This window comes from Methanoregula sp. UBA64 (assembly GCF_002502735.1).
Lineage (GTDB): Archaea > Halobacteriota > Methanomicrobia > Methanomicrobiales > Methanospirillaceae > Methanoregula.
The window spans coordinates 683,362-703,718 of sequence record NZ_DAQC01000001.1 but is presented as its reverse complement, the minus strand read 5'-3'; the positions used below and the strand labels follow the sequence as shown (position 1 = coordinate 703,718).

Sequence of the window (20,357 nt, the reverse complement as noted above, 5' to 3'; positions counted from 1 at the left end):
TGAGCCTGTGTTTTTACCCGGCTAAAAATTTATAAAAGGATGAAATGCCCACCGGATGGTTACTGCATAGAGCTCCGGGGATGACCCTGTTTGCCGGAAGAACACGCCTCTTTTTCTGCCAGAGTTGAATCGGTTCGGCGCCGGGTCTTCGATATCATCGAAGAGAGTCCGCACCCCAGCGTATGGGCTCCGCGCTTCAACATCTTCATGAGCGTGCTCATTGTCCTCAACATCTCGGTAGTAATCCTCGAATCCGTAGCAGGTCTTGCGGCACTCTATAACCCGGTCTTTGTAACGATCGATGTCGTCTCTGTGCTGATCTTTACTATTGAATACATTCTCCGTCTCTGGACCTGCACGCTCAACCCGAAATTTTCATCCGTGGTGACCGGCCGCGCCCGGTTCGCGCTCACCCCCATGTCCATCATCGACCTGCTTGCCATCCTGCCGTTTTACCTGCCGATGTTCATCCCGGTCGATCTCCGGATGCTGCGGGCCCTCCGGCTCATGCGCCTGGTGCGGATCCTCAAGATCGGGAGGTATTCGGAAGCGGCAAAGACCTTCCAGCGGGTGATCGTCAACAAAAAAGAGGAGATCCTCCTTGCGCTCTTTATCCTGCTTATCGTACTGGTCTTCTCGTCAAGCCTGATGTACACAGTCGAGCACGAGGCCCAGCCGGATAAGTTCCCGGACATCCCGCATGCAATGTGGTGGGGGATCGTGACTCTTGCTACGGTGGGGTACGGCGACGTGTATCCCATAACCCCGCTCGGGCAGTTCTTTGGCGGGATTGTTCTTATTATCGGAATCGGGGTTTTCGCGCTGCCGACCGGTATCTTTGCTTCCGGGTTTATCGATGTGATCAACGAACGGCGGCAGAAGATGGAGTACGTCTGCCCGTACTGCGGGAAACGCCACGATGCCGCGGGGAACAAGCTGGATCCCGATACGCCGCCTCCGGATACTTCCCCGGGCCAGCAGGAACAAAATTCCCCGCCGGGATCCTGAGTCGCCCTTACCCCCGCTGTCCGGTTCCAGGAGGCACACTTATCCGATAGGAACGTACATCCCTTTTTACGGGAGGGTAACCGGTTGGCTTTTGACTGCGAACAGTGCGGGGAGTGTTGCAGCCATCTCGGGCTTGTCCACAGTATTGCAAAAGACCATGGCAATTACGAGTTCGTGGTCTTCAACCGGTACACAAACGAGTCCGATCTTGTGACCGTTGACCCGGACAAGCACGCACTCTATGATGACAAGAGCATCTTTGCGAAGCTCCCCGAAGCCTGCCCCTTCTTCCGGCACCAGCCGGGCTCGGAAAAAGCGTTCTGCACGGTCCACCTCACCCGGCCGGATATCTGCCGCGATTATGGATGCTGGCGGATGCTGATCGTGAACCGGAACGGACGGCGTGCCGGCCGGATCATGTTTGCGCGGTATCTCTGCTCGGAAGACCCGTTCGTGACAACGATCTTTGAAAAGTGCATTGATCCGGTAAAGGAACCGGACGATGCACGGTGGGACGAGCTGGTTATCCGGGTGCTGACCGGACACGGGTACACGGTCCGGAAGTGAGTGCCGGACCGCGGGATACCGGAGACGGGGGACCCCCCACCTGCCCGGCAACCTGGAGGGGGGGTGATCCCCACCATGAGAAAAAAGCGGGCGGGGGGTAGGGGTCACCCCCCTCCACCATGTGCCCGGAAAAACAGTACTTTTTGTACGGCCAAAACCCGGGGTTCGCGTGAAATTACCGTCGTGAACCGGTGTACTGGCAGAATTCCCGTGAGTGTTGCGACCCTGCCCGTCCGGGAACATGAGGGGAGGGGGTGACCCCCTCCCTGAAAAAAATGGGTGGGGGGGCAGGGGGTACCCCCCATCCCCTTGTTCCGCACCCTGAACCCATTTATCAGCGGCCGGTAATTGCCACCTCATTGTTTTATGACGCCCCTCATGGTTGTGGGGGTCTTATCCTGTCAGAGGGAAACCGGCAGGGAACGTAATGCAAAAAAAGAGGGAAATCCTCCTGTTTACCCTTGTGTATATTCGAGGACCCCGTTATCCCCGTCAACCGTCGCCACCATGCCGTCAATCAGGCTGTCGATGGGGACCTCCGGCCGGTCGATCATGGGGATGTTAGCAATGATCGCGCCGGTCGCGATGATGGCTTCAGCCTCGGCATTTACGATCGCTGCCGGGGCATGACCGTTCTTTGCCAGGGCATAGATCACGTACGAGCCAACGGTCGAACCCTTGCCAAAGGGAAAGACGAGTACGGTTCCGGCAATCGACCTGCCTTCGAGCGGGTGGCCCTTCTCCACGACAATCCCGGTCTCGGGATCGACCCCGGATAAAAACGAGATCGGCGCCTGGCTCACCATCAGGCGACCCGTCCCTTTCCCCCGTGAGATGCTGCGTCCGCGGACTATCAAAATCACACCACATAAATGGTTGAAGATGCAGATATAAGAGTAATATGGAAGAGACCTCGGTTGACAATGCCGCGCCCTCAAGCGAGCTCAAATACCAGATACAGTTAAACGAGCTCGAGGCAGCGCTTCTCGAACAGAAGGTCAGGGCCGAAGATCTCCAGAAGGAAAATGCGCAGCTGAAACGGGAGAACAACCAGCTCAAGCGCATGCCGCTCTTTGTCGCGGTCGTTATCGATATCCTTGAAAATAATGAGATCTATCTCCGCCAGCAGGGGAACAACCAGGAATACCTGACCCATGCATCCGATGAGATCCGGCCGCTGTTAAAGGCCGGCACCAAGGTGGCGGTCAACAACGCCCTTTCGATTGTGAAAGTGATCGGGAACGTGTACGATTCCCGGGTCCGGGTAATGGAACTCGAAGAGTCCCCTGAGATCACCTATGCGCAGATCGGCGGGCTCACCGACGAGATCAAGGAAGTGCGGGAAGCAGTGGAATACCCGCTCACGAAACCCGAGATCTTCAAGCGTATCGGTGTGGAGCCCCCCAAGGGGATCCTGCTCTACGGTTCGCCGGGAACGGGAAAGACGCTGATTGCAAAGGCCGTTGCCCACGAGGCAAAAGCGACCTTCATCCGTATGTCGGGAAGCGAGCTTGTCCACAAGTTCATTGGTGAAGGAGCCGGCCTTGTCCGCGAGCTCTTCGAGCTTGCCCGGGAACGTGCCCCGGCGATCGTCTTTATCGATGAGATCGATGCGGTCGGCAGCATGCGGACAAATGACGGAACAAGCGGCAGCGCCGAGGTCCAGCGCACCCTTATGCAGCTCCTGGCCGAGATGGATGGCTTCGACAACCGGGGAGATATCCGGATCATGGCCGCCACGAACCGCGTGGATATGCTTGATCCCGCCCTTCTCCGGCCCGGCCGGTTCGACCGCCTGATCCAGATCCCGCTGCCCGACCGGAATGCCCGGCTTGAGATCTTAAAGATCCATTCAAAGAAGATGCACCTGACAAACGTGAACCTTGAGGCCATCGCTTCGATGACCGAAGGATCGACCGGCGCCGAACTCCAGGCAGTGTGCCGGGAGGCCGGGATGATGGCGGTGCGCCGTGAGGCCCCGTCCGCTGAAATGGTTGATTTCAACGATGCGGTCCACAAGGTCAAAAACGACGCACAGCCCGACACCCGCATGTATACCTGATGGTTTTTAGGCATACCGTGGCTGCCGGCACCAAAAATAACGGAGCGCCCGGATGAATATACTCTTGATCCAGCGGGAGGGCATCGATCTCCACCACACCCTTTTTTCATCGGAGACCAGCCGGCTCGCCCTGCGCTTTTACCATCCGAAAAAGATCCCCTGCGGGGTGTATATCTCGGTCTCCACGCTCGGGAGCGCCCTCGCGCTCGCATCAGAGCTGCGCTGGTATATCCGTCGTTATGTCCGGGAACCCCTTTTCCGGGTCAGCCACGGGATCTTCTGCACGCTTACCCTTGCACAGGATATCTATTACGAAAGGACGGTACTCCCGGAAAACCCGTGGGCATTCCGCCGGCTCTATGGGTTTTCTTCCGGAAGGATTCGGGTCCAGCTGGTCATGGCACCGGGATCCGGTACGCAGGACTATGCAGAAGACCTGCGGGGAACCGACACCACGATCGAGGTCTGGTGTACGGAGGACGAGGTGGAAGACCTCGGGGAACCGATTCCTCTTGAAGAGGCCGGTGGAAATACCGGTGAAGAGAGCAAAAAAACCACGTTGCCCGATCCGGATACAGAATAATTACCTTTGCAAATCAGGTTTTTTTGTACTTCCCTGAAGAGGCATATTCCTCTCCCCTCACGACCGCTTATTTTCCCGGCGACAGGAAGGGTAAGAATCCGGAAAAGAACCGTACTATCCCGTCAAAGGGCGAAGCCTCCGGCGTAGTCGTTGGTACCGGGGTCTGGACCGGCAAACTCACGGTTGTCCGGGGAATCTCTGTCGGAGGGGTGGTCGGGGTTACGGTATTAATGGCGATAGCCGGTCTCTGTGATGCAGTCCCCGTATAATACCCGACTTCATCCGGTGTTGCAAACCAGAGCCGGTTGTCGGCATCGGTAAAGACCGTGCGGACACTGTTGGTGGTTCCAAAGCCCCTGAACCGGTCAAGTACCTCCGCTACCTGCCGGTCTTTCCAGACATAGATCCCGTCATCCGTTGCAATATACAGTGCCCCGTCGGATCCGCCGGCAACATCGTTGACTGACCCGGCGCTTCTCCCGAGATCCGAACTGCTGACAACCGGTGTGAACCCGGATTTTGGATCGTAATGGGCAACATCGGTCTCGTTAAAAAAATAGGCGCCGCCGAGCGGATCCTGACGCACGTGGGATAATTTCCCAAACGGCCCGTCCTTATCTGCGATCTGCCGGAACGTAACCGTGTAATTCGCGGCTCTTGTCCCCGCCCATGCGCCTTCCTTTGCGGTTGCGACAAGCAGGGTATTGGCTGCGCTGTCAAGCGCCAGACTGTCCGCCTCGTAAAATCCCGATCCCGCCGGGGAGGCGGGCGGATACCATGTCCACGTGCCACTCCAGTACCGGTGAATCCCGGCATTTCCGGTAGCCACCCACATCTCGTCGTCCCAGCGCTGGAGGGCCCGGATCTGGGTACTCTTCAGGAGTTCCTGGTCCCGGATCACGTAATAGTACTGCCCGTTGAATACCTGGAGCCCGCTGCTGTACCCAATCCAGAGATTGCCATCGGCGTCATATTCCACAGCGGTTACAAAATCGTCCATGAGGCCGGCAGAAAAGTTGTCGCGGGTGACATGCCGTGTACTCCAGGTTCCGGTATAGGTGGAGAGGCCGTACGCAGTCGCGATAGTGACTTCGCCATCGGGACCCCGGGTAAAATCCGTGATCTGAGTGGAATGCACCGAGCCCGCTTCGGGACGGAAAAGGAAGATGCCGCTCCCGGTGGTACTGGCGGCACCTGCCGGCAGGATCAGGCAGATACAGATAAGAAAACAAAAGACGGGATTATATCTCGTGTGCAGCGCCATCAGCGCTCCTTACCGTGACCTTCCCGCTTTCCCCCGGGAAAAACGACACGGTCCGGCCGGCTTTTCCGCCCACTTCCTCTGCTGCGAGTCGCAGGTGGTTCGCGGCAAGAATCGCCCGGACCTGCTGTGCATTCCGCTCGCCGATATTCAGGTTATTGCCGAAATATTCGAACATGCATGCCCCGCCGGCCATCTTTGCCACAAGAGATGCCTTGTGACAGCCGGCCTCAGTGAGTTTTGCGAGGAGAAGGGGAATGGCCGTATCCGCATATTTGCCGGGGCGATCGGATCTTCCGGAACTGTCCGGCAGCATGATATGGACCATCGCCCCGATATGCCGGTCCTTGTCGTAGATGGTCAGGCCTATGCAGGAACCAAGACCTATTGCCATCATCGGCTCGGTTCCCACGTGGAACTCGCCGATTCCGATCATCACCGGCAGCTTGTTCGGAGTAGCAGGATCTGTCATTCCAGGTAAAGGTTTCACGGGCCTGACTTCATCAGGTTCTCAAGGCGTTCTATAAGCGTGGTAAGCGTGGTGGACTCCGGCAGCATGATAATATCGCTGTCTACCTTATGCTCCTCGCAGACCAGTTCGGTCGAGAACAGCAGGACTTCGTTGATCTCCTCCTGCATCTGGGCTACCAGTGTCTGTATGGCTGCGTGTGCCATATCTATGGTGAGCGCCGGGGGGGAGGGGAGCATGATAAAGCCAAGGAGCTCTGCGGTCGCATCGAGAAACGCCGAGGCCATAATATTCCCGACCTCGATAAGGGCACTCTCATCCATCTCGTTGAGCGGCCGGTCCGGGTCGGTCAGGCCGAGCATCGTGTTTGTCAGGTGGACTGCGGACTTTTTCGAGATGTAAAAGATGATGTATCCACCGTGGGGGATCTCTCCCTGCAATTCGAAGACAACGAATGCCGCAGACTCTTCTCCCATATGGTCTGCCAGCTGGGAGATATCCACAACGGTAATCCTCGGAACGCTCATCTCGACAGGGCTCGACAGCATCTGGGAGAGTGTCGTTGCAGCATGGGCTGCCCCGATGTTTCCCAGTTCCTGCATTGCATCCATCTGAACTGATGACAATTTCATGGTTCGATCATTCCTGCATTGTGTTTATATCGAGAACCGGCACAACATCCCCGTCTCCGAGAATGGTCACCCCGCTGATCCCTTTTGTGGTTCCGATAAAACTGCTCAGCGGTTTTACCACAACTTCCTGCTTGCCCTCAACGGCATCGACAGGAATACAGCATTTCCGTTTCTGGTACTGGACAACAATGAGTATCTCGCACCGGTCCGAACTCCCGACCATCTCGTTAAGCCAGAGGATCTGGAGCACTTCATCCCGAAGCATGGTAACGTCGCCTTTCCCGATCCGGTGCATACCGTCCTTTTTGAAATTCGCCACTTCCACGATGCTGCTGATCGGTATTGCAAGGCGCCGGCTGCAGATCCGTACAATCATCACATCGACGATTGCCATGGTGGGCGGAAGGAGCAGTTCAAAGGTACTGCCTTTCCCGGGACTGGTCTCTACCTTGATGGTGCCTTTGAGCGATTCAATGGACCGTTTTACTACGTCGAGGCCGACACCCCTGCCCGAGATGTCCGTGATCTTATCCGCAGTGGAGAATCCCGGCTGGAAGAGCAGATCGATGGCCTGTTCTACCGTGAGTGTCGCAGCAACTTCTGCGGTGATCAGCCCTTTATCCACGGCTTTTTTCTTGACTTTTTCGACATTGATGCCGGCGCCGTCATCGGTCAGCTCGATGATCACATTGTCCCGGTCCCGGTGTGCCAGAAGCCGGACCGTACCTTTCCGCGGCTTTCCGGCTTTTTCCCGGACCTCGGGGGATTCTATCCCGTGATTTACGGCATTCCTGATCAGGTGGAGGAGGGGATCGTTGAGACCGTCCATGACGCTCCGGTCAAGCTCCGTCTCCCCGCCCTCCATGATGAACTCCACTTCCTTGTGGTCGTACTGGGCAACGTCGCGAACGACCCGGGGCAGGCGGTTGAAGATATGGGAGAGCGGGATCATGCGGATGGTCATCATCAGGCTCTGGAGCTCCGAGACCGAGCGCTCCACCATGCTGATCGCCTCGTCCATCTCTTTTATCTTATGCTCCTCTGCGATCTGTTTGAGCCGGCCGCGGTTGATCACCAGGTCCTCGACAAGGTTCATGATATGGTCGAGCTGCGTGATATCCACGCGAAGGTTCTTGATCTCCCGGTTTTTATCTGCCGCAGCGGGCTGCTGCTTTTTCTCCGCATCCGGTGCCTTTTTTACTGCTGCAGCTCCGGTTCCCGCAGGTGCCGCCGGCGTTTCCTCGATTTTGAGCTCGACAGAGGCGATCTCGGTCCCGAGCGCAGCGGTCCTGAGGGCTTCCTCGCCGGCTTCGCTCGCTATGACAAGGTGAACGGTCCCGTCAAAATTTCCTTCATCGATTGCCTCTTTTGACGGCTGCATGGACCGGATGGTGCCGAGCACCTCAAGGTTCTGTATTGCTATCAGGGCCCGGACATCCTTCATCATGCAGTCGGGGGCAACGGTGACGGTCATGACATATACCGGACCCGCCCCTTCAGCCGGTGATTCCGGGGAGTCGGGTGCAACCCCGTCATCTGCGGCGGGTGCTTTTTGAGATACCTGCGGTTTTGGGTGTTCCTGTCCGCCGGCATTGTGCTGTTCGAGCCACCCTTTGAGCTGCCCCACCAGTTCGTCCGGGTTTTTGGCTGAAGAATCCCCCCCGGACTCGATGTCGTCCAGCATCTCCTCTATCAGATCGGTACAGGCAAGGAGAATGTTGCTCAGATCCTCCGTAATTACTGCGGTGCCGTTCCTTATGAGCTGGAAGACATCCTCCATGGTGTGGCAGAGGCGCTCCATGTCGGCAAAACCCATCGAGGCAGACGAACCCTTGAGCGTATGGATGGACCTGAAGATCTCGTCGATTGCAGTCTGATCGGATCCTTTTTCCAGTTCCAGCATGTTATTGACCAGGTTTTCATGGTTTTCCCTGGATTCTGCAACAAAAAGGGACCGGTACTGTTCAAATTCCGACATTTTTTAGTTCTCCGCCATATGCCTTACCATGCGCTCGATTGCATCCGGGATCTTTACCAAGGGCAGGACCTTGTCAACGGCATTTTTCTGGATTGCAGAGCGTGCCATTCCGTATACAAGGCAGTCCTTCTGATCACAGATAATACTTGTTCCCCCGGCCTGTTTTATTGCATATGCTCCAGCGCCGGCATCGTTTCCCATTCCGCTCAAAACCACGGATACAATATTTTTCCCGAATACCTGCGCAGCAGATTCGAAGGTTTTATCTACCGCCGGACGGACGGCATGCACCGGCGGGGCACTGGAGTGGATGATACGGCCCGTTTTTTTCCCGTCTGCTGATAGCGCCGTACCGATCATGGTGTGGACCCCGGCTTTGGAGACAAAGATCATCCCGTCCTTTATCATATCCCCGTTTTCCGTCTCTTTTACCGGCATTTTTGAGATCCGGTTGAACCGGGCAGCAAGCGGTGCGGTAAATCCCACCGGCATATGCTGGGTAATGATGACACCCGCCGGGAGATCTGCGGGAAGTTTTGAGACAAGCTGGTCCAGCATGGGCGGACCTCCGGCAGAGGAGCCGATAAGGACGACCCGCTGGGAATTCCCGTTCTGCGGCAGGACCGGCGGTGCCACTTCGCGGGGCGACGGCATCGGATCCGTTGTCAGGTGACGGATGGTTGCAACCAGTTCGTCAGCAATGAGCCGGAGCTGCGGGACATCCTTTGGCTTGAGCATGAAATCGTCTGCACCCAGCCGGATGGCCTCGTTCGTCATCTCCGCACCTTCTGAGGTGAGCGAGCTGAACATCAGGGTTTTTGGGTGCCACGAGACGGTTTTGAGTTCACGCAGGACCTCCAGACCGTTCATCTTCGGCATCTCGATATCGAGCGTGATCAGCTCCGGTTTGAGGGAGTCTATCTTTTCCAGTGCCTCAATCCCGTTAGCTGCCGTTCCCACTATCTCGATGGAAGGATCTTTTTGCAGCATGTCCCGGATGACTGTCCGCATCAATACGGAGTCATCGACGATGAGAACCTTTACCATAAGCGTCAGGACGCAAGGACGTTTTTGATCTCTTCAAGGACTTTTGGGGCCTGGAATGGCTTTACAATATATCCTTTGGCACCGGTTTTTATCGCGAGTTTGACCATCTGCTCCTGTCCGACTGCAGTACACATGACAACCCGGGCTGCAGGATCGAGCTGTTTTATCGCCTTTAAGGCTTCGATCCCGTTTACCTTGGGCATGACCACATCCATCGTAACAAGGTCGGGCTTGAGTTCCTTGTACTTGGCAACGGCTTCTTCCCCGTTCGCAGCCTCGCCGGCAATGGTATGGCCGCCGGAGAAGAGGATGTTTTTGAGAAGGGTTCGCATAAAGAGTGTATCGTCCACGATCAAAATGGTTCCCATGGAATATCAGACAGAATATTGGTATATCCTGATATAAATGAATAGTGGAACAAAACAGGGGTTAATTTTGGTTTGTTTGGGTTTTGGTGGCATCGGAAATGTATCGCACGCCTTTCGTCGTAAGCTGGACTTCCCGGCGTATCGTCATAACTTCCGCAATTCCCAGTTTGATAATCCGGTCATAGATCCCGTCGAGCTGCTTGTGGGGGATGCTTAGCATATTCTCGATTGCATGGGAATCCATCCCGGAATATACGAGCATTGCAACCTGCTGGTCGAGAGCGTCCAGCTCGGTCCCTTTCATATCAATGCCTTTTGTGGTATCTTTTAAGAAATTGGCAAGCACCTGGAGCGTGGAGAGCGGACAAAGGACCATGCTTGACACCACTTCCCCGGACTCCACGTGATCGATACGGACCACATCGGTCTGCTTTCCCTGTACGTCCCGCTTTGTCAGCTCAATTGCTGCGACATCAGTAAGCGGGACACAGACCTGTTTTACCGCACTGACAAACCAGATGCCTGTTTTCACGACGACAATGCTGCCCTTCTCCCACTGGGCATTCTTGATCATGACACCGCCGCGGATAGCCGGGGACATGAAATATGCCATGAGCCGGTATGCATTGCAGTTGGCCAGAAACAGCCGCTTTAAGATAACAAGGACCTTTTCCACGCTGGCGATTTTTATAATGGTCTCAGGGTTGCCCTTCGCTGAAACGATAAGAATGCTCTTTCGTTCGTCAAGATCGAAGATGGATTTAAAAAGGATCTCCTTATTCACGGGAGCGGGAAAGACGATGCGGTCATCGCCGACCGCAGCCTTGACCACAATCCATTTGCCTTCATGTTCGGTTTTTACGGGAATTTCTTTCATGTGCGCTCACGGATGTTGATCTGCAGGAGATTTGTTCTCTTTTATATATTACCCGAACAGGTTTATTTTATTCCCTGCGGGGCAGGAGGTTCCTTTTTCTTGCCTTTTCCGGCACCGTCGAGGAAACCTGCCATATCCTGAAGTTCCTGCTCGATATCTGTTGCCGGTGCCTTGAAATCCTTGAGTTCGCGGAGGAGGCTGACATTTTTTTCCTTTTTTACCTGTTTGATGTCGGATGCAAGCGAACTTAACATATCCTCGTCGGAGCCGGGACTTCCTCCGGCTGCAAACGAGGATATATCCGATTGGTCGTTATCCGGCTCGGCGGCAGGGGTAAGCGGGGTTGCCGGTATCAGATCGGCGGATGTCGGAGCCGGGGCCGCAGCCGGTGCTGAAGAAGGCGCAGGATCTGCCGGGCTGTCGTCGCCCAGATCGATATCGTCGAGGTTAATATTGTCCAGGTCCCCCATGCTCGCATCGATTGCATCTCCCCCGTCAAGGTTTTCCAGGTCGTTCGCGCCGGGATCGGCATGTGCTTTTAGGATCGCATCGGCCTCGGCATTTGCATCAGAGTCTGGTTCGGAGGGCATGTCCAGATCCGGCATCGATAGATCGCTGTCGTCCCCGGGCCCGCCGGCAAGGGCAAGATCTGCACCACCGCCCAGCCCGGCGGCCGAAGATGTGTCAAGGTCGGTATCGTCAAGACCATTTAAGAGATCCGCATCGAGATCGTCACCGGATAACGACAGGAACGGATCTGTTTCATCGGCATTCCCGCCAGGGAGCGCTCCGCCGCCTCCGCCCGTTCCCGACGCCGGGACCGACGCTGCGTTATCCGACAGAGAACTTTTCGTAACTTTCTCGGAGATCGTGCGATCCAGAAGTTTGTTGATCTCTTCGGGTTTTTTGCTCTGTTTTTTGCGATCGGTCAGGATATGTTTTAACGAGTGAATCGAGGAAGCGAGCAATACGAGATGTCCTTTGATCCCCCCGCCTTTTTCCTGGATTTTAACCTCGGCCGCTTTTGCCGGCTTTTTGGCAGCCGGTTCTTTTGGTGCAGCGGGCTTTGCCCCCCTCCCTGCAACTGGTGATTCCGGTTTGTTTGAGGAACCCTTGCGGAGCTTTTTGAGGGAAATATTTGCAAATGCAGCTTTTATTTCCGCAAAAGTAACGGCACCGAGGACGAGGAGCAGGACAAATCCGGTAACCACCACCAGCGGCAGCATAACGATGAGGGGGAGATTGACAAAGATCAGGACCGAGCCGAGCCCCACGATCGCTATAAAAAGGATCAACCGGCGGACACTATCTTTCATGTTATACCCCCGTCCCGCTTACGCCGCTGCCGATGCTTGTCAGTGCTTCTGAGCTGAAGAACAGCCCCACCACGCTCGGTGCCAGGAGAAGGACAAGACCTGTCAATGTGCAGAATATTGCTGCGTAGAAATAATACATGTATCGATCCCCTCCTCCAACGATCCGGGCGGCAATAATATTCGATACGGTCAGGATTGCAAGCGTGATGGACACATAGGTCTGCATGGCCTCCTTGGGGAAATTGGTAAACAGGTTCATTCCGCCACCAAAGACGCCACTCATGGATGCCCCGGATCCCTGTCCTCCTGATGTAGCTGCCGCTTCCTGGAATTTTGTCATCATACTTGCCACCGAATCGGTCAGTACAACAAGGATCTGGTAGAGCGCCACAAAGAGACCGGTCATGGCGACATGCATGGGTATGAGAAGGACAATGAACCCCTTGGAGAGCATGTCTTTTTTCTCACGGAGCAGGGTCTGCTCGAGCATTGAGGACCCCACCACCGTACCGATGGGTTCCGGCGGACCGCCCAGTGCCACGGTATCCCGGTAGATGTTGAGGTATTTGTAGATCAGGTTGCTCCCGGCCTCCCCGATAAACCGGTCCCAGACCTGCTTTTCGTCAAGGCCGAGATTGAGTTTGGAATAGACTGAATTTACCAGCGGTTCAAGCGCCGGAAGCGATTTCCGGTCAATGCTTCCCAGTGCGTACACCGCGGTCGTCCCCTGGCCGCCCATGATCGCACCAAAACTCCTGATAAAGACCGAGAAGTCATTGTCCCTCTGGGTGATATTCAGATCATCGATAAAACCGATGATCCCCATCGGTGCCATCAGGATACCGGCAAGAATAAAGATCATGCTGGCTGCAACGCCAAGAAGTGCGAGGAGGATAACCACCCCCAGGGTCAGGGGGACGATGATCCGTTCCATGGCACGAATGGTCTCCTGTTCTTTTGACATGCGTGCGACCAGGCCGTGGCTCTTTGGATCGTCAGGGACGGTTGTGTACATCAGGGTGATGCCAAAGACACTGATTGCAAGGATGATCCCATAGGACATGTTGAAGGTCGACTGGATGTCGGAGGGCGCATAGATCACCACGGAGATCATGATGATAACGGCGATGACGGTCCCCGAAAGGAGCATGGCGACATAAGCATCTCCCCATTTCTGGAGCATGGACATCCCCTGTTCCAGCTGGTTCCGGTACACGCTCCTGACCGTTGCAAGCTCGTTACTCAGGAAATCCTCGTCCGGAACACCGGAATCGATGGAGTTTGCATACCGGTTGAGCATGCTTCTGAGGATATCGTTCTCGGTTCGTTCGGCAACGATAGAAAGGGCTTCGGAATAACTGTAGTTCCATTTTTTGACAAAAGTATCCACTTTGCCAATGTATTTTGCCGAGATGTACTCGTGCCGGTTGGCAGCAAAGGAAAAGATCTCGGGGCGCGTTGCATTGGCGATCGCAAGCGACGCCATGTAGGTGGTCATGAAAAGAAGATCCGCGCCCATCTTCTTCTTTTCCTGGATGGAGGCCAGTTTTTCCTTGATGCCTTTTACCATCGAGGCGAACGGGATCTCCCGTGCAGGCTTTGCTTTTTCCTTGTCTCCTTCTGGAGGTGCGATCGCATCAGGCATAATTACGCACCGATGGTGAGGAGCCCCTGTTTCTTGATCTTTGTTATCATGTGGAACAGGTCCCAGAACTTGATATACCCGGCTTTGTGAAGGCGTTCGAGGATCTTTGCCCGTTTCTCCACTTCTAGGTAAATTTCTGCTTTCTTGCTATCAGGGATACCGAGCATCGATGCTATTTTGTTTTCCAGAAGGAACGAGCTGCCTTTCCCGGTCCAGACAAAGGTATCGGAGACCGGTTCCCAGGTAAACATCTGGACAAAGGTAAACCCTCCCGTCTCGGCATTGTACCCGACCAGTTCGTTGCAGCTGATCATCCGGCGCACGGTCTGCCCGTCGGGCCGTTTCACTGCGCTCTGGATCACGACCAGGTTGAGGTTATCCACATATGTTTTCGGGATATTGATGGGATCCCCGCAGAGACGCTGGATCAGTTTTTCGACCGATGCTGCGTGGAACGTGCTCATGACCGGGTGCCCGGTCTGCATTGCACCAAAGGCCACGCTCCCCTCTACCCCTCGGATCTCACCCACAAGGATCTGGTTGGGACGCTGACGAAGGGCAGCTTTAAGGAGGTCGAACATCGTGACTTCGCCACCGGCCCCGCCGCTCTCGCCTCCACCCTTGGCGAGTGCGACTTCCCGCACCCAGTTCCGGTGCGGGACATTGAGCTCAGGTGTATCTTCAATGGTAACGATCTTGTTCTCGGGGGGAATGAAGGTAGTAATGGCATTCAGGAGCGTTGTCTTTCCGCTTGCCGTTTCGCCACTCACGAACAGGGACATCCCGTACTCGACACAGATCCACAGGTATGCCGCAGAGACATAGTCTATGCCGCCGCTCTCGACGATATTTAGGATGGAGAGGGGAACTTCGTTCACCTTACGGATGGTAAAGTTACTGCCGTGCTTTGAGATTGCCGTGCCGTACACAATGTTGATACGGGAACCATCCGGAAGCGTGGCGTCGACCACCGGGTTCCGGTAGGTAATGGGCCGTTTGATCCGTTCGGCAACCTTTACGACAAATTCGTCGAGTTCGCTCGATACCTTGAACTCGACAACAGATTTCAGACCTTTGAAAACCTTGTGTTCGATAAAGATCGGCCCGACACCGTCGCAGGAGATATCTTCGATATAACTGTCGGAGAGAAATGGCTTTAGGACCCCCATTTCGATCTTGTCCCGGACAAGGAGATACTCGATAGCCTGGTACTCCACCTTGGAGAGAATAATCTTCCCTTCCGGCGTGATGGGAATATTCTTGCTCTTCTTACCGGATTTCATCTTTTTTTGTGCGGTAAAATCAGTGTTTAAAAAGGTCATCAGTTTTGACGATCCGCCTGCCTGCACGTCCTTTTTTGTCAGGCTTGCTACATCGACGCCCGGGGGCTTGACAATGGCAATGGTGGCAAGCATTTTTTTAATGACATCCGCCCGTTCCTTGTCGGTAGTGGGATCTGTTTCGAGTCCATCGATAAGATCGATCAGTTTTGTCTCTACTACCGGTAAAATGTCGCTTACACTGTGCAGAAACGAGGGTTCAATCGGGATATAGTAATTCCTCACATCGTCCGGATCGGGAAGAATGTGGACGAACGTGGTGTCATTGACCGGGTAGATAACGTTCGGGTTTTTATTATTACGGAGATCCTTTGTGAGTTCCGACACAAAGAGCGGGATCCCGTACGTGTTCACCGGGAAGGTATGGAGGTATTCCAGGAGGTGCGGACTGTTCTGGACGTACTCCTTTGCATTGGCCGGCAGCATCTTGAAAAGAGCATCCGATTCAAGATCCGCGTACAGGTCGACATCGATGTCCACCGGTTCGGGTTTGAAAGGCAGATTGATTGCAACGGAGAGGGAACTCATGGATCAGATCCTCGCAAAGCTCATCGGGATAACCTTCATCCCGTATCCCGGATGGACTTCGAAACTGACAAGGTTTCCGGTGGTCTTGCGTGCGCCGCGGACCTTGATTACTTCCATGACCATGACGTACTTGTCCCCGACAAGGGCTTTTTTCATATTCAGGTGTGCATCGCAGATGGAACGGATCCGTACAAGGGTATCTTCCTCAAATGCATAGGTATGGAGCGTCACGAGAACCGTTTTCCCGTGATCCACGAGGGATTTGCAGTTGGTAAAGAAGGTGAGGATGGTATCGGTTTCTGCGTATTCCGTGAACAGGGTCAGTGAATCGACAACCGCAACCTGCGCCTTGCTGTTCTGGATATAATAAATCAGCCGTGCAAGGATACCTTCCATTTCCTCTTTTTTCCATTCAAAACCTACCACGTGGAGGGGAAAAATTTTGAGATATCCCCAGGCAAAATAATCGGAGATATCCAAGCTCATCGAGTCCATCTGCTTGATAAAACTCTTGCTCGTGTTTTCCGTGGTAAATAGATCGACCGACATTCCCTGTTTCATGGCACCCCAGATGATTTGCTGGGTAAGCACGCTTTTCCCGGTATCGTTCTCCCCTTCGATCAGGGTCAGGGAACCAACCGGAAGACCGTCGGCAATCTTCTTGTCCAGTTCGCTGTTGCCGGTCGAGATGATCTGCCGGTCTTCCCCTCCCATGAGATCCGAGAGATCAGTAGCCATGGTATATTGCCCCGTTATAATATTTTTGAATTATAAACACCAGTCCCTGTTGTGATCTGGAACCATGCAGGCGAATCCGCGGTTGTCTGGATAGATATCTGATATGCTTCACCGGGATCGAGCTCGGAGGGATGGATCACCTCAGTACCTTTATCGGTGATTGTCCACGTCCCGGGGCCACCGTCAGTACTGTACTGGTAGAGCCGAAAGTCTCTGGCACTACGGTCATAAACTACAGCATCCATGTGTTTAAAATCGGATATAACTTCCTTACCTGTATTGTGAATAGTACAGTTGATAAACGAGTTTTCCGTGGTTATGTTTTCCAGGGAAAAATCTGTTCGTAATTGCGTCTGCTCCTGAAGGGCAGCAGCTTTTTGGGCATTTGTAACAATCTCCGCGGTGGAAAGTGTACTCCCCACAAGAAGGTAGGCAACGATTACAAGAAGCATTACCCCTACTGCCGCCCCGATAAGATCTGCAACTGCCATACCGGGATCACCTTAAGAAGTTGCACCCACGGTAAATTGATCTGATCTCCATGTCCCGTCTGGTAAGATAAACTGGAAGTACACCGGGCTGCCGTCAGTTGTTCCAATAGATGTTGCCAATGCGTCAATCTCCAGAGTCTCCCCGGCATCCCAATAATTATTGCTATTGAGGTTGTCTAACGTATATCTCCACGTATTCGGACTCATTTGGCTGGAGGATGAATCAAGAGATAATCTGCCAAAATTCCCGGCATCCCCGCAGATGACATCTGATTTTTGAATATCTGCAAGAGGAATGGGTTCAGTGCCGGTATTTTTCATCCAGACCCTGGCATACTGACTGGTGTTTGCTACTCCAAGAACAATTTTAAAATCCGTACGGAGTCTCTGGTCTGCCTGATGACTGGCTGAAGAAAATGTACCCGACATCTGGTAAACAACCGGGAATATTGCATTTATAAGAACACCTGCAGCAATTACCGCAGTGATCAAAAAGAGAGCAGTAGTAAAGGTATCTGATGACATTGCTTATATCCTGTCCGGCAGGTTCATCCATTCATCGTCTTTGTGGGCATTTCGTGAAATTTCACGATCCTTGGCGGTTGTTTCCAGTCCCTCAGGTTTCTCTCTTGCCGGCAGCAGTTGCTGGCGCTGTTCCATCATGACCTCAATCATATCCCGGTCAAGTGATGAATCGTTGGGAGAGAGGATCCGGTTGAGCGAATACAGTTCGGATACAAACTCATCCGGCCCGACCTCATGCTCCTCGCCAAGATTTGCAGGCATCAAATGCGAGATCTCTTTGATCTCCTCGCAGGATTCACGGGAGATATACCCCATAATCCGATACGATTCAAGGATGATATCGAGCCGGTCATGCCCGAATTTGCGGATGGCCCCGTTTGTCCATTTGAACAGTTTATACACTTTCTGGAGCCGGAGTTTCTCGCTGGCAAGTGCATTCTGGCCGGTCTTATGGCCGGTTGCCGGAGGGATCTGTGATTTTAACAGTGCCATGATCTGCTGTTCTTCGAACAGACGTTTCTCATCATGGACATCTGCCAGATCGGGGCTGTCGGGCCGGGTTTTTGACTCGGTTTTCTTTGGAGCCTCTTTAACTTCCATTTCCTTTGCTGCATCGGCTGCATCAAGCGTTGATTCCCGTGCATCGAGTGCAGCCTCTTTTGCATCGAGTGCAGCTCTTTTTGCTTCGTGGGCGGCGTCGGCATCCCCGTTAGCAGCAACAGAGCCTCCCCCGGAAGTAGCGGACAGGGTAAACGGGTTCTCCAGCTCGTTCATCCGCTCCCTAATATCCATTAACAGGCGCTTAATAGAGGTCTTGATCAGGTCAACTTCCCGTTCGAGGTTCTGGAGCTTTACCTCGGGATCGTCCTCGGAAGCCGCGGTAATGATATGATCGACCTGAGCCTGATTTACCGCCATAGCATTTCATTATTATCCTGTTTTACATTAATATACTTTGTCCCGTGTACCCGGGGTAAGGTACAAAATTATTTGGTGTTTTAAGAATCCAAACAATTATTTTGCCGTTGAGGATCTTCCTCATTTATGATGAGGTTATATCGACATTCAGAATCCCCTCATCTCATAGTAGCTGAATAAATCTATAAAAAAAGTCAACGAGTCATCGGGTAGAATCGGGGTTATGGGATGGATCTTAATTTAGAACTGTTCCCTGTAACTGTTTTACATTGCTACATATCTGGATTTTGTGATGAAAAAAAGATTAGTAGAGAAGGTTCACCTGATTAAGTCCGCCCGGTACTGAACGAGTGATATCAAACGCAGCGCCGACCGCGGGCTTGATTTCGATGGTAAACCGGTCATTAGCCATGATGTTGTAGGGCGGCATTGCCGTTACTTGGAACTGCTCGCCCGATTCAAGCAGGTCGTTGCTTGTACCCACATCGTTGTTAACTCCCGTTACGCCCCAGTGCCCTGCCGATAGGGCGGCTGTGACCGGATAGTTACCGCTAGTAGGCATAGTCTGGTTCAACGTTTGTAATACTGTTGCATTACTGTAGGTCAGGACCACCTTACTAAAATCAACAGCTGTACCGCCGGGTGCTAGTGCAACGGTAAAGTTGACACTAGTAATACCTGCATTAGTACTGCCAGCCGCGGTCGACCCATAGACATTCCCTACAATTTCCAGCGTCGAGCTAGCCTGCTGGACACTAGTGTGAACAGTCTCCTGAGCCTTTTGGGTCGTGAAGAACCCGGCACCAAGCACCACATACGAGAACACCGCCGCAACGACAACGAATGCAATAAGTACAATCGCTGCCTCAAGGCCGGTGAACCCTTCATCGTTATATTTCAACGAACTCATGATTTCACCTTTTGTGAATTTAGTAGACACTAGTTAGAACTAGCGTCTCTACACTGTAAAGTAGTATTGTTCGTATAAATAGTTTTTGAGAATTCCAGATTATTCTGGTTTTTTTTCCAAAACAGGTGCAATTAAATCAAATTTCCTCTAATTCGCAACTTTGATTCCCGGCCCGGTTTTAAAAAGATACCGCATACCCTTTTTAATGTTTAGACAACCCAATAATCATTTATTACCCTATGGATAAGAAGGACATTACGTATATCATCGCGGCCTTTTGCATCATTCTTGTAGTAGCATTTGTTATCAAACCCTTAGCTACCGGCCAGCCTGTCAATACCGGCATTCCCGTGGCAACGACGGAACCGATCATATCCGAGACCCCTCTTGTGATATATTCGAATGTTACTGGTATTACCACCACACCTCCCACTCCTGCCCCCATACCGACAACCTGGAACCAGAGGGCACAGACCGTTGGTTTTGTCAGTCCCGAATCCTACCATATCTCTACGAATTCAACGCTCCCCCAAGGGACAAGGATAAATGCAACTCCCCCGGATACCAATCGCACGGTATATGCAACTATATCTGGGAAGTACAGCGGAACGACCCAGATCGTGAATATCCCGTTCCCCTATTGGGAATTACAGTATACTATAGATCCCCATATTGGCCCAATGTCTGCGGGGTCAAGCTACGATAGTGAAAAATTTGAACCTACATTAGGGAATCCCTACTCCCATAGTGGTATTTCAGGATCTTATAGTGCAGTAAATCCGGTCTTTTCCATCCAGGTGATGGATGCGACCGATCCCAACCGCATCGTCAGGAGTATAATACCCCCTGGGGGAATAGATCCCGACCTTTGGGCAGGAAATAAGCAGTCGGCGCCCGCAGTTACTCGTACTACTCAACAAAAATATGCAGAAATTGCAGCAACACCCACAGCCAGCAACACTGATCCCCGACCCTGGACCGAAAAGTTCTATGAAGGACAGCGCAGTTATTACTTCATCATCAATTCCCAGTACATCAATTCCTATACAATCAAGGTTCTTGTCCCGACGAAGTATATTGGAAAGTATTAGGGA

The 20,357-nt window shown here is 53.3% G+C and carries 21 protein-coding genes; 5 read left to right on the top strand and 16 right to left on the bottom strand.

Features of this window, described 5'->3' with window-relative positions; genetic code table 11:
* Positions 1–90 precede the first annotated feature (90 nt).
* Both BP758_RS03410 and BP758_RS03405 read left to right on the top strand, forming a co-directional pair.
* Entirely contained in the window at positions 91–1,008 is a 918-nt protein-coding gene (locus BP758_RS03410) for an ion transporter (protein ID WP_292368715.1), read from the top strand.
* A gap of 84 nt (positions 1,009–1,092) precedes the next feature.
* The gene (locus BP758_RS03405; protein WP_292368713.1) at positions 1,093–1,575 is read left to right on the top strand and encodes a YkgJ family cysteine cluster protein; all 483 of its coding nucleotides are present in this window, start codon (positions 1,093–1,095) and stop codon (positions 1,573–1,575) included.
* A gap of 455 nt (positions 1,576–2,030) precedes the next feature.
* Here the strand turns inward: BP758_RS03405 and BP758_RS03400 are convergent, their stop codons facing one another.
* Positions 2,031–2,438 (bottom strand): DUF126 domain-containing protein, encoded by a 408-nt coding sequence (locus BP758_RS03400; RefSeq protein ID WP_394339192.1) that lies wholly within the window; start codon positions 2,436–2,438, stop codon positions 2,031–2,033.
* A gap of 38 nt (positions 2,439–2,476) precedes the next feature.
* Between BP758_RS03400 and BP758_RS03395 the strand changes: the two genes are divergently transcribed.
* Positions 2,477–3,637, top strand: coding sequence for a proteasome-activating nucleotidase (locus BP758_RS03395; RefSeq protein WP_292368711.1), 1,161 nt, complete (start codon positions 2,477–2,479; stop codon positions 3,635–3,637).
* 52 nt (positions 3,638–3,689) lie between these two features.
* The gene (locus BP758_RS03390; RefSeq protein ID WP_292368709.1) at positions 3,690–4,220 is read left to right on the top strand and encodes a DUF5804 family protein; all 531 of its coding nucleotides are present in this window, start codon (positions 3,690–3,692) and stop codon (positions 4,218–4,220) included.
* Between the two features lie 67 nt (positions 4,221–4,287).
* Here BP758_RS03390 and BP758_RS03385 read toward each other — a convergent pair whose 3' ends face one another.
* From BP758_RS03385 to BP758_RS03315, 15 genes are all read right to left on the bottom strand, one after another.
* Positions 4,288–5,484 carry a two-component regulator propeller domain-containing protein gene (locus tag BP758_RS03385; RefSeq protein ID WP_292368707.1) on the bottom strand — a complete coding sequence of 399 codons (1,197 nt, stop codon included), beginning with the start codon at positions 5,482–5,484 and terminating at the stop codon, positions 4,288–4,290.
* Positions 5,462–5,953: a chemotaxis protein CheD gene (locus tag BP758_RS03380; RefSeq protein ID WP_292368706.1), complete on the bottom strand. Its 492-nt coding sequence runs from the start codon at positions 5,951–5,953 to the stop codon at positions 5,462–5,464. The genes BP758_RS03385 and BP758_RS03380 overlap by 23 nt, the downstream gene beginning before the upstream one ends.
* A 14-nt stretch (positions 5,954–5,967) precedes the next feature.
* On the bottom strand, positions 5,968–6,582 hold the full coding sequence (locus tag BP758_RS03375; protein ID WP_292368705.1) for a chemotaxis protein CheC: 615 nt from the start codon (positions 6,580–6,582) through the stop codon (positions 5,968–5,970).
* Between the two features lie 7 nt (positions 6,583–6,589).
* A complete protein-coding gene (locus tag BP758_RS03370) occupies positions 6,590–8,560 on the bottom strand; it encodes a chemotaxis protein CheA (protein ID WP_292368703.1) in 1,971 nt (656 codons plus the stop codon).
* 3 nt (positions 8,561–8,563) lie between these two features.
* Positions 8,564–9,607 carry a chemotaxis-specific protein-glutamate methyltransferase CheB gene (gene cheB / locus BP758_RS03365; protein WP_292368701.1) on the bottom strand — a complete coding sequence of 348 codons (1,044 nt, stop codon included), beginning with the start codon at positions 9,605–9,607 and terminating at the stop codon, positions 8,564–8,566.
* 5 nt (positions 9,608–9,612) lie between these two features.
* Positions 9,613–9,975, bottom strand: coding sequence for a response regulator (locus BP758_RS03360; protein ID WP_292368700.1), 363 nt, complete (start codon positions 9,973–9,975; stop codon positions 9,613–9,615).
* A gap of 61 nt (positions 9,976–10,036) precedes the next feature.
* Positions 10,037–10,852, bottom strand: a complete 816-nt coding sequence (locus BP758_RS03355) for a CheF family chemotaxis protein (RefSeq protein WP_292368698.1) — start codon at positions 10,850–10,852, stop codon at positions 10,037–10,039.
* 62 nt (positions 10,853–10,914) lie between these two features.
* Complete coding sequence (locus BP758_RS03350; RefSeq protein WP_292368696.1) at positions 10,915–12,168, bottom strand: hypothetical protein; 1,254 nt, start codon at positions 12,166–12,168, stop codon at positions 10,915–10,917.
* A gap of 1 nt (position 12,169) precedes the next feature.
* A complete protein-coding gene (flaJ, locus tag BP758_RS03345) occupies positions 12,170–13,813 on the bottom strand; it encodes an archaellar assembly protein FlaJ (RefSeq protein ID WP_292368694.1) in 1,644 nt (547 codons plus the stop codon).
* 2 nt (positions 13,814–13,815) lie between these two features.
* On the bottom strand, positions 13,816–15,681 hold the full coding sequence (locus tag BP758_RS03340; RefSeq protein WP_292368692.1) for a type II/IV secretion system ATPase subunit: 1,866 nt from the start codon (positions 15,679–15,681) through the stop codon (positions 13,816–13,818).
* Positions 15,682–15,684: 3 nt separating this feature from the next.
* On the bottom strand, positions 15,685–16,419 hold the full coding sequence (locus BP758_RS03335; RefSeq protein WP_292368690.1) for an ATPase domain-containing protein: 735 nt from the start codon (positions 16,417–16,419) through the stop codon (positions 15,685–15,687).
* Between the two features lie 14 nt (positions 16,420–16,433).
* Complete coding sequence (locus BP758_RS03330; RefSeq protein WP_292368688.1) at positions 16,434–16,910, bottom strand: hypothetical protein; 477 nt, start codon at positions 16,908–16,910, stop codon at positions 16,434–16,436.
* 12 nt (positions 16,911–16,922) lie between these two features.
* A complete protein-coding gene (locus tag BP758_RS03325) occupies positions 16,923–17,435 on the bottom strand; it encodes a flagellin (RefSeq protein ID WP_292368686.1) in 513 nt (170 codons plus the stop codon).
* A 3-nt stretch (positions 17,436–17,438) separates the two neighbouring features.
* Positions 17,439–18,353 (bottom strand): hypothetical protein, encoded by a 915-nt coding sequence (locus BP758_RS03320; RefSeq protein WP_292368684.1) that lies wholly within the window; start codon positions 18,351–18,353, stop codon positions 17,439–17,441.
* 304 nt (positions 18,354–18,657) lie between these two features.
* Positions 18,658–19,263 (bottom strand): flagellin, encoded by a 606-nt coding sequence (locus tag BP758_RS03315; protein WP_292368682.1) that lies wholly within the window; start codon positions 19,261–19,263, stop codon positions 18,658–18,660.
* A gap of 239 nt (positions 19,264–19,502) precedes the next feature.
* Between BP758_RS03315 and BP758_RS03310 the strand changes: the two genes are divergently transcribed.
* On the top strand, positions 19,503–20,354 hold the full coding sequence (locus BP758_RS03310; RefSeq protein ID WP_292368680.1) for a hypothetical protein: 852 nt from the start codon (positions 19,503–19,505) through the stop codon (positions 20,352–20,354).
* The last annotated feature ends 3 nt before the right edge of the window (positions 20,355–20,357 follow it).

Coding starts and splice junctions, on each gene's coding strand:
- BP758_RS03395 (WP_292368711.1), top strand. CDS start 2,477: ATGGAAGAGACCTCGGTTGACAATGCCGCGCCCTCAAGCGAGCTCAAA.
- BP758_RS03390 (WP_292368709.1), top strand. CDS start 3,690: ATGAATATACTCTTGATCCAGCGGGAGGGCATCGATCTCCACCACACC.
- BP758_RS03385 (WP_292368707.1), bottom strand. CDS start 5,484: ATGGCGCTGCACACGAGATATAATCCCGTCTTTTGTTTTCTTATCTGT.
- BP758_RS03380 (WP_292368706.1), bottom strand. CDS start 5,953: ATGACAGATCCTGCTACTCCGAACAAGCTGCCGGTGATGATCGGAATC.
- BP758_RS03375 (WP_292368705.1), bottom strand. CDS start 6,582: ATGAAATTGTCATCAGTTCAGATGGATGCAATGCAGGAACTGGGAAAC.
- BP758_RS03370 (WP_292368703.1), bottom strand. CDS start 8,560: ATGTCGGAATTTGAACAGTACCGGTCCCTTTTTGTTGCAGAATCCAGG.
- cheB (WP_292368701.1), bottom strand. CDS start 9,607: ATGGTAAAGGTTCTCATCGTCGATGACTCCGTATTGATGCGGACAGTC.
- BP758_RS03360 (WP_292368700.1), bottom strand. CDS start 9,975: ATGGGAACCATTTTGATCGTGGACGATACACTCTTTATGCGAACCCTT.
- BP758_RS03355 (WP_292368698.1), bottom strand. CDS start 10,852: ATGAAAGAAATTCCCGTAAAAACCGAACATGAAGGCAAATGGATTGTG.
- BP758_RS03350 (WP_292368696.1), bottom strand. CDS start 12,168: ATGAAAGATAGTGTCCGCCGGTTGATCCTTTTTATAGCGATCGTGGGG.
- flaJ (WP_292368694.1), bottom strand. CDS start 13,813: ATGCCTGATGCGATCGCACCTCCAGAAGGAGACAAGGAAAAAGCAAAG.
- BP758_RS03340 (WP_292368692.1), bottom strand. CDS start 15,681: ATGAGTTCCCTCTCCGTTGCAATCAATCTGCCTTTCAAACCCGAACCG.
- BP758_RS03335 (WP_292368690.1), bottom strand. CDS start 16,419: ATGGCTACTGATCTCTCGGATCTCATGGGAGGGGAAGACCGGCAGATC.
- BP758_RS03330 (WP_292368688.1), bottom strand. CDS start 16,910: ATGGCAGTTGCAGATCTTATCGGGGCGGCAGTAGGGGTAATGCTTCTT.
- BP758_RS03325 (WP_292368686.1), bottom strand. CDS start 17,435: ATGTCATCAGATACCTTTACTACTGCTCTCTTTTTGATCACTGCGGTA.
- BP758_RS03320 (WP_292368684.1), bottom strand. CDS start 18,353: ATGGCGGTAAATCAGGCTCAGGTCGATCATATCATTACCGCGGCTTCC.
- BP758_RS03315 (WP_292368682.1), bottom strand. CDS start 19,263: ATGAGTTCGTTGAAATATAACGATGAAGGGTTCACCGGCCTTGAGGCA.
- BP758_RS03310 (WP_292368680.1), top strand. CDS start 19,503: ATGGATAAGAAGGACATTACGTATATCATCGCGGCCTTTTGCATCATT.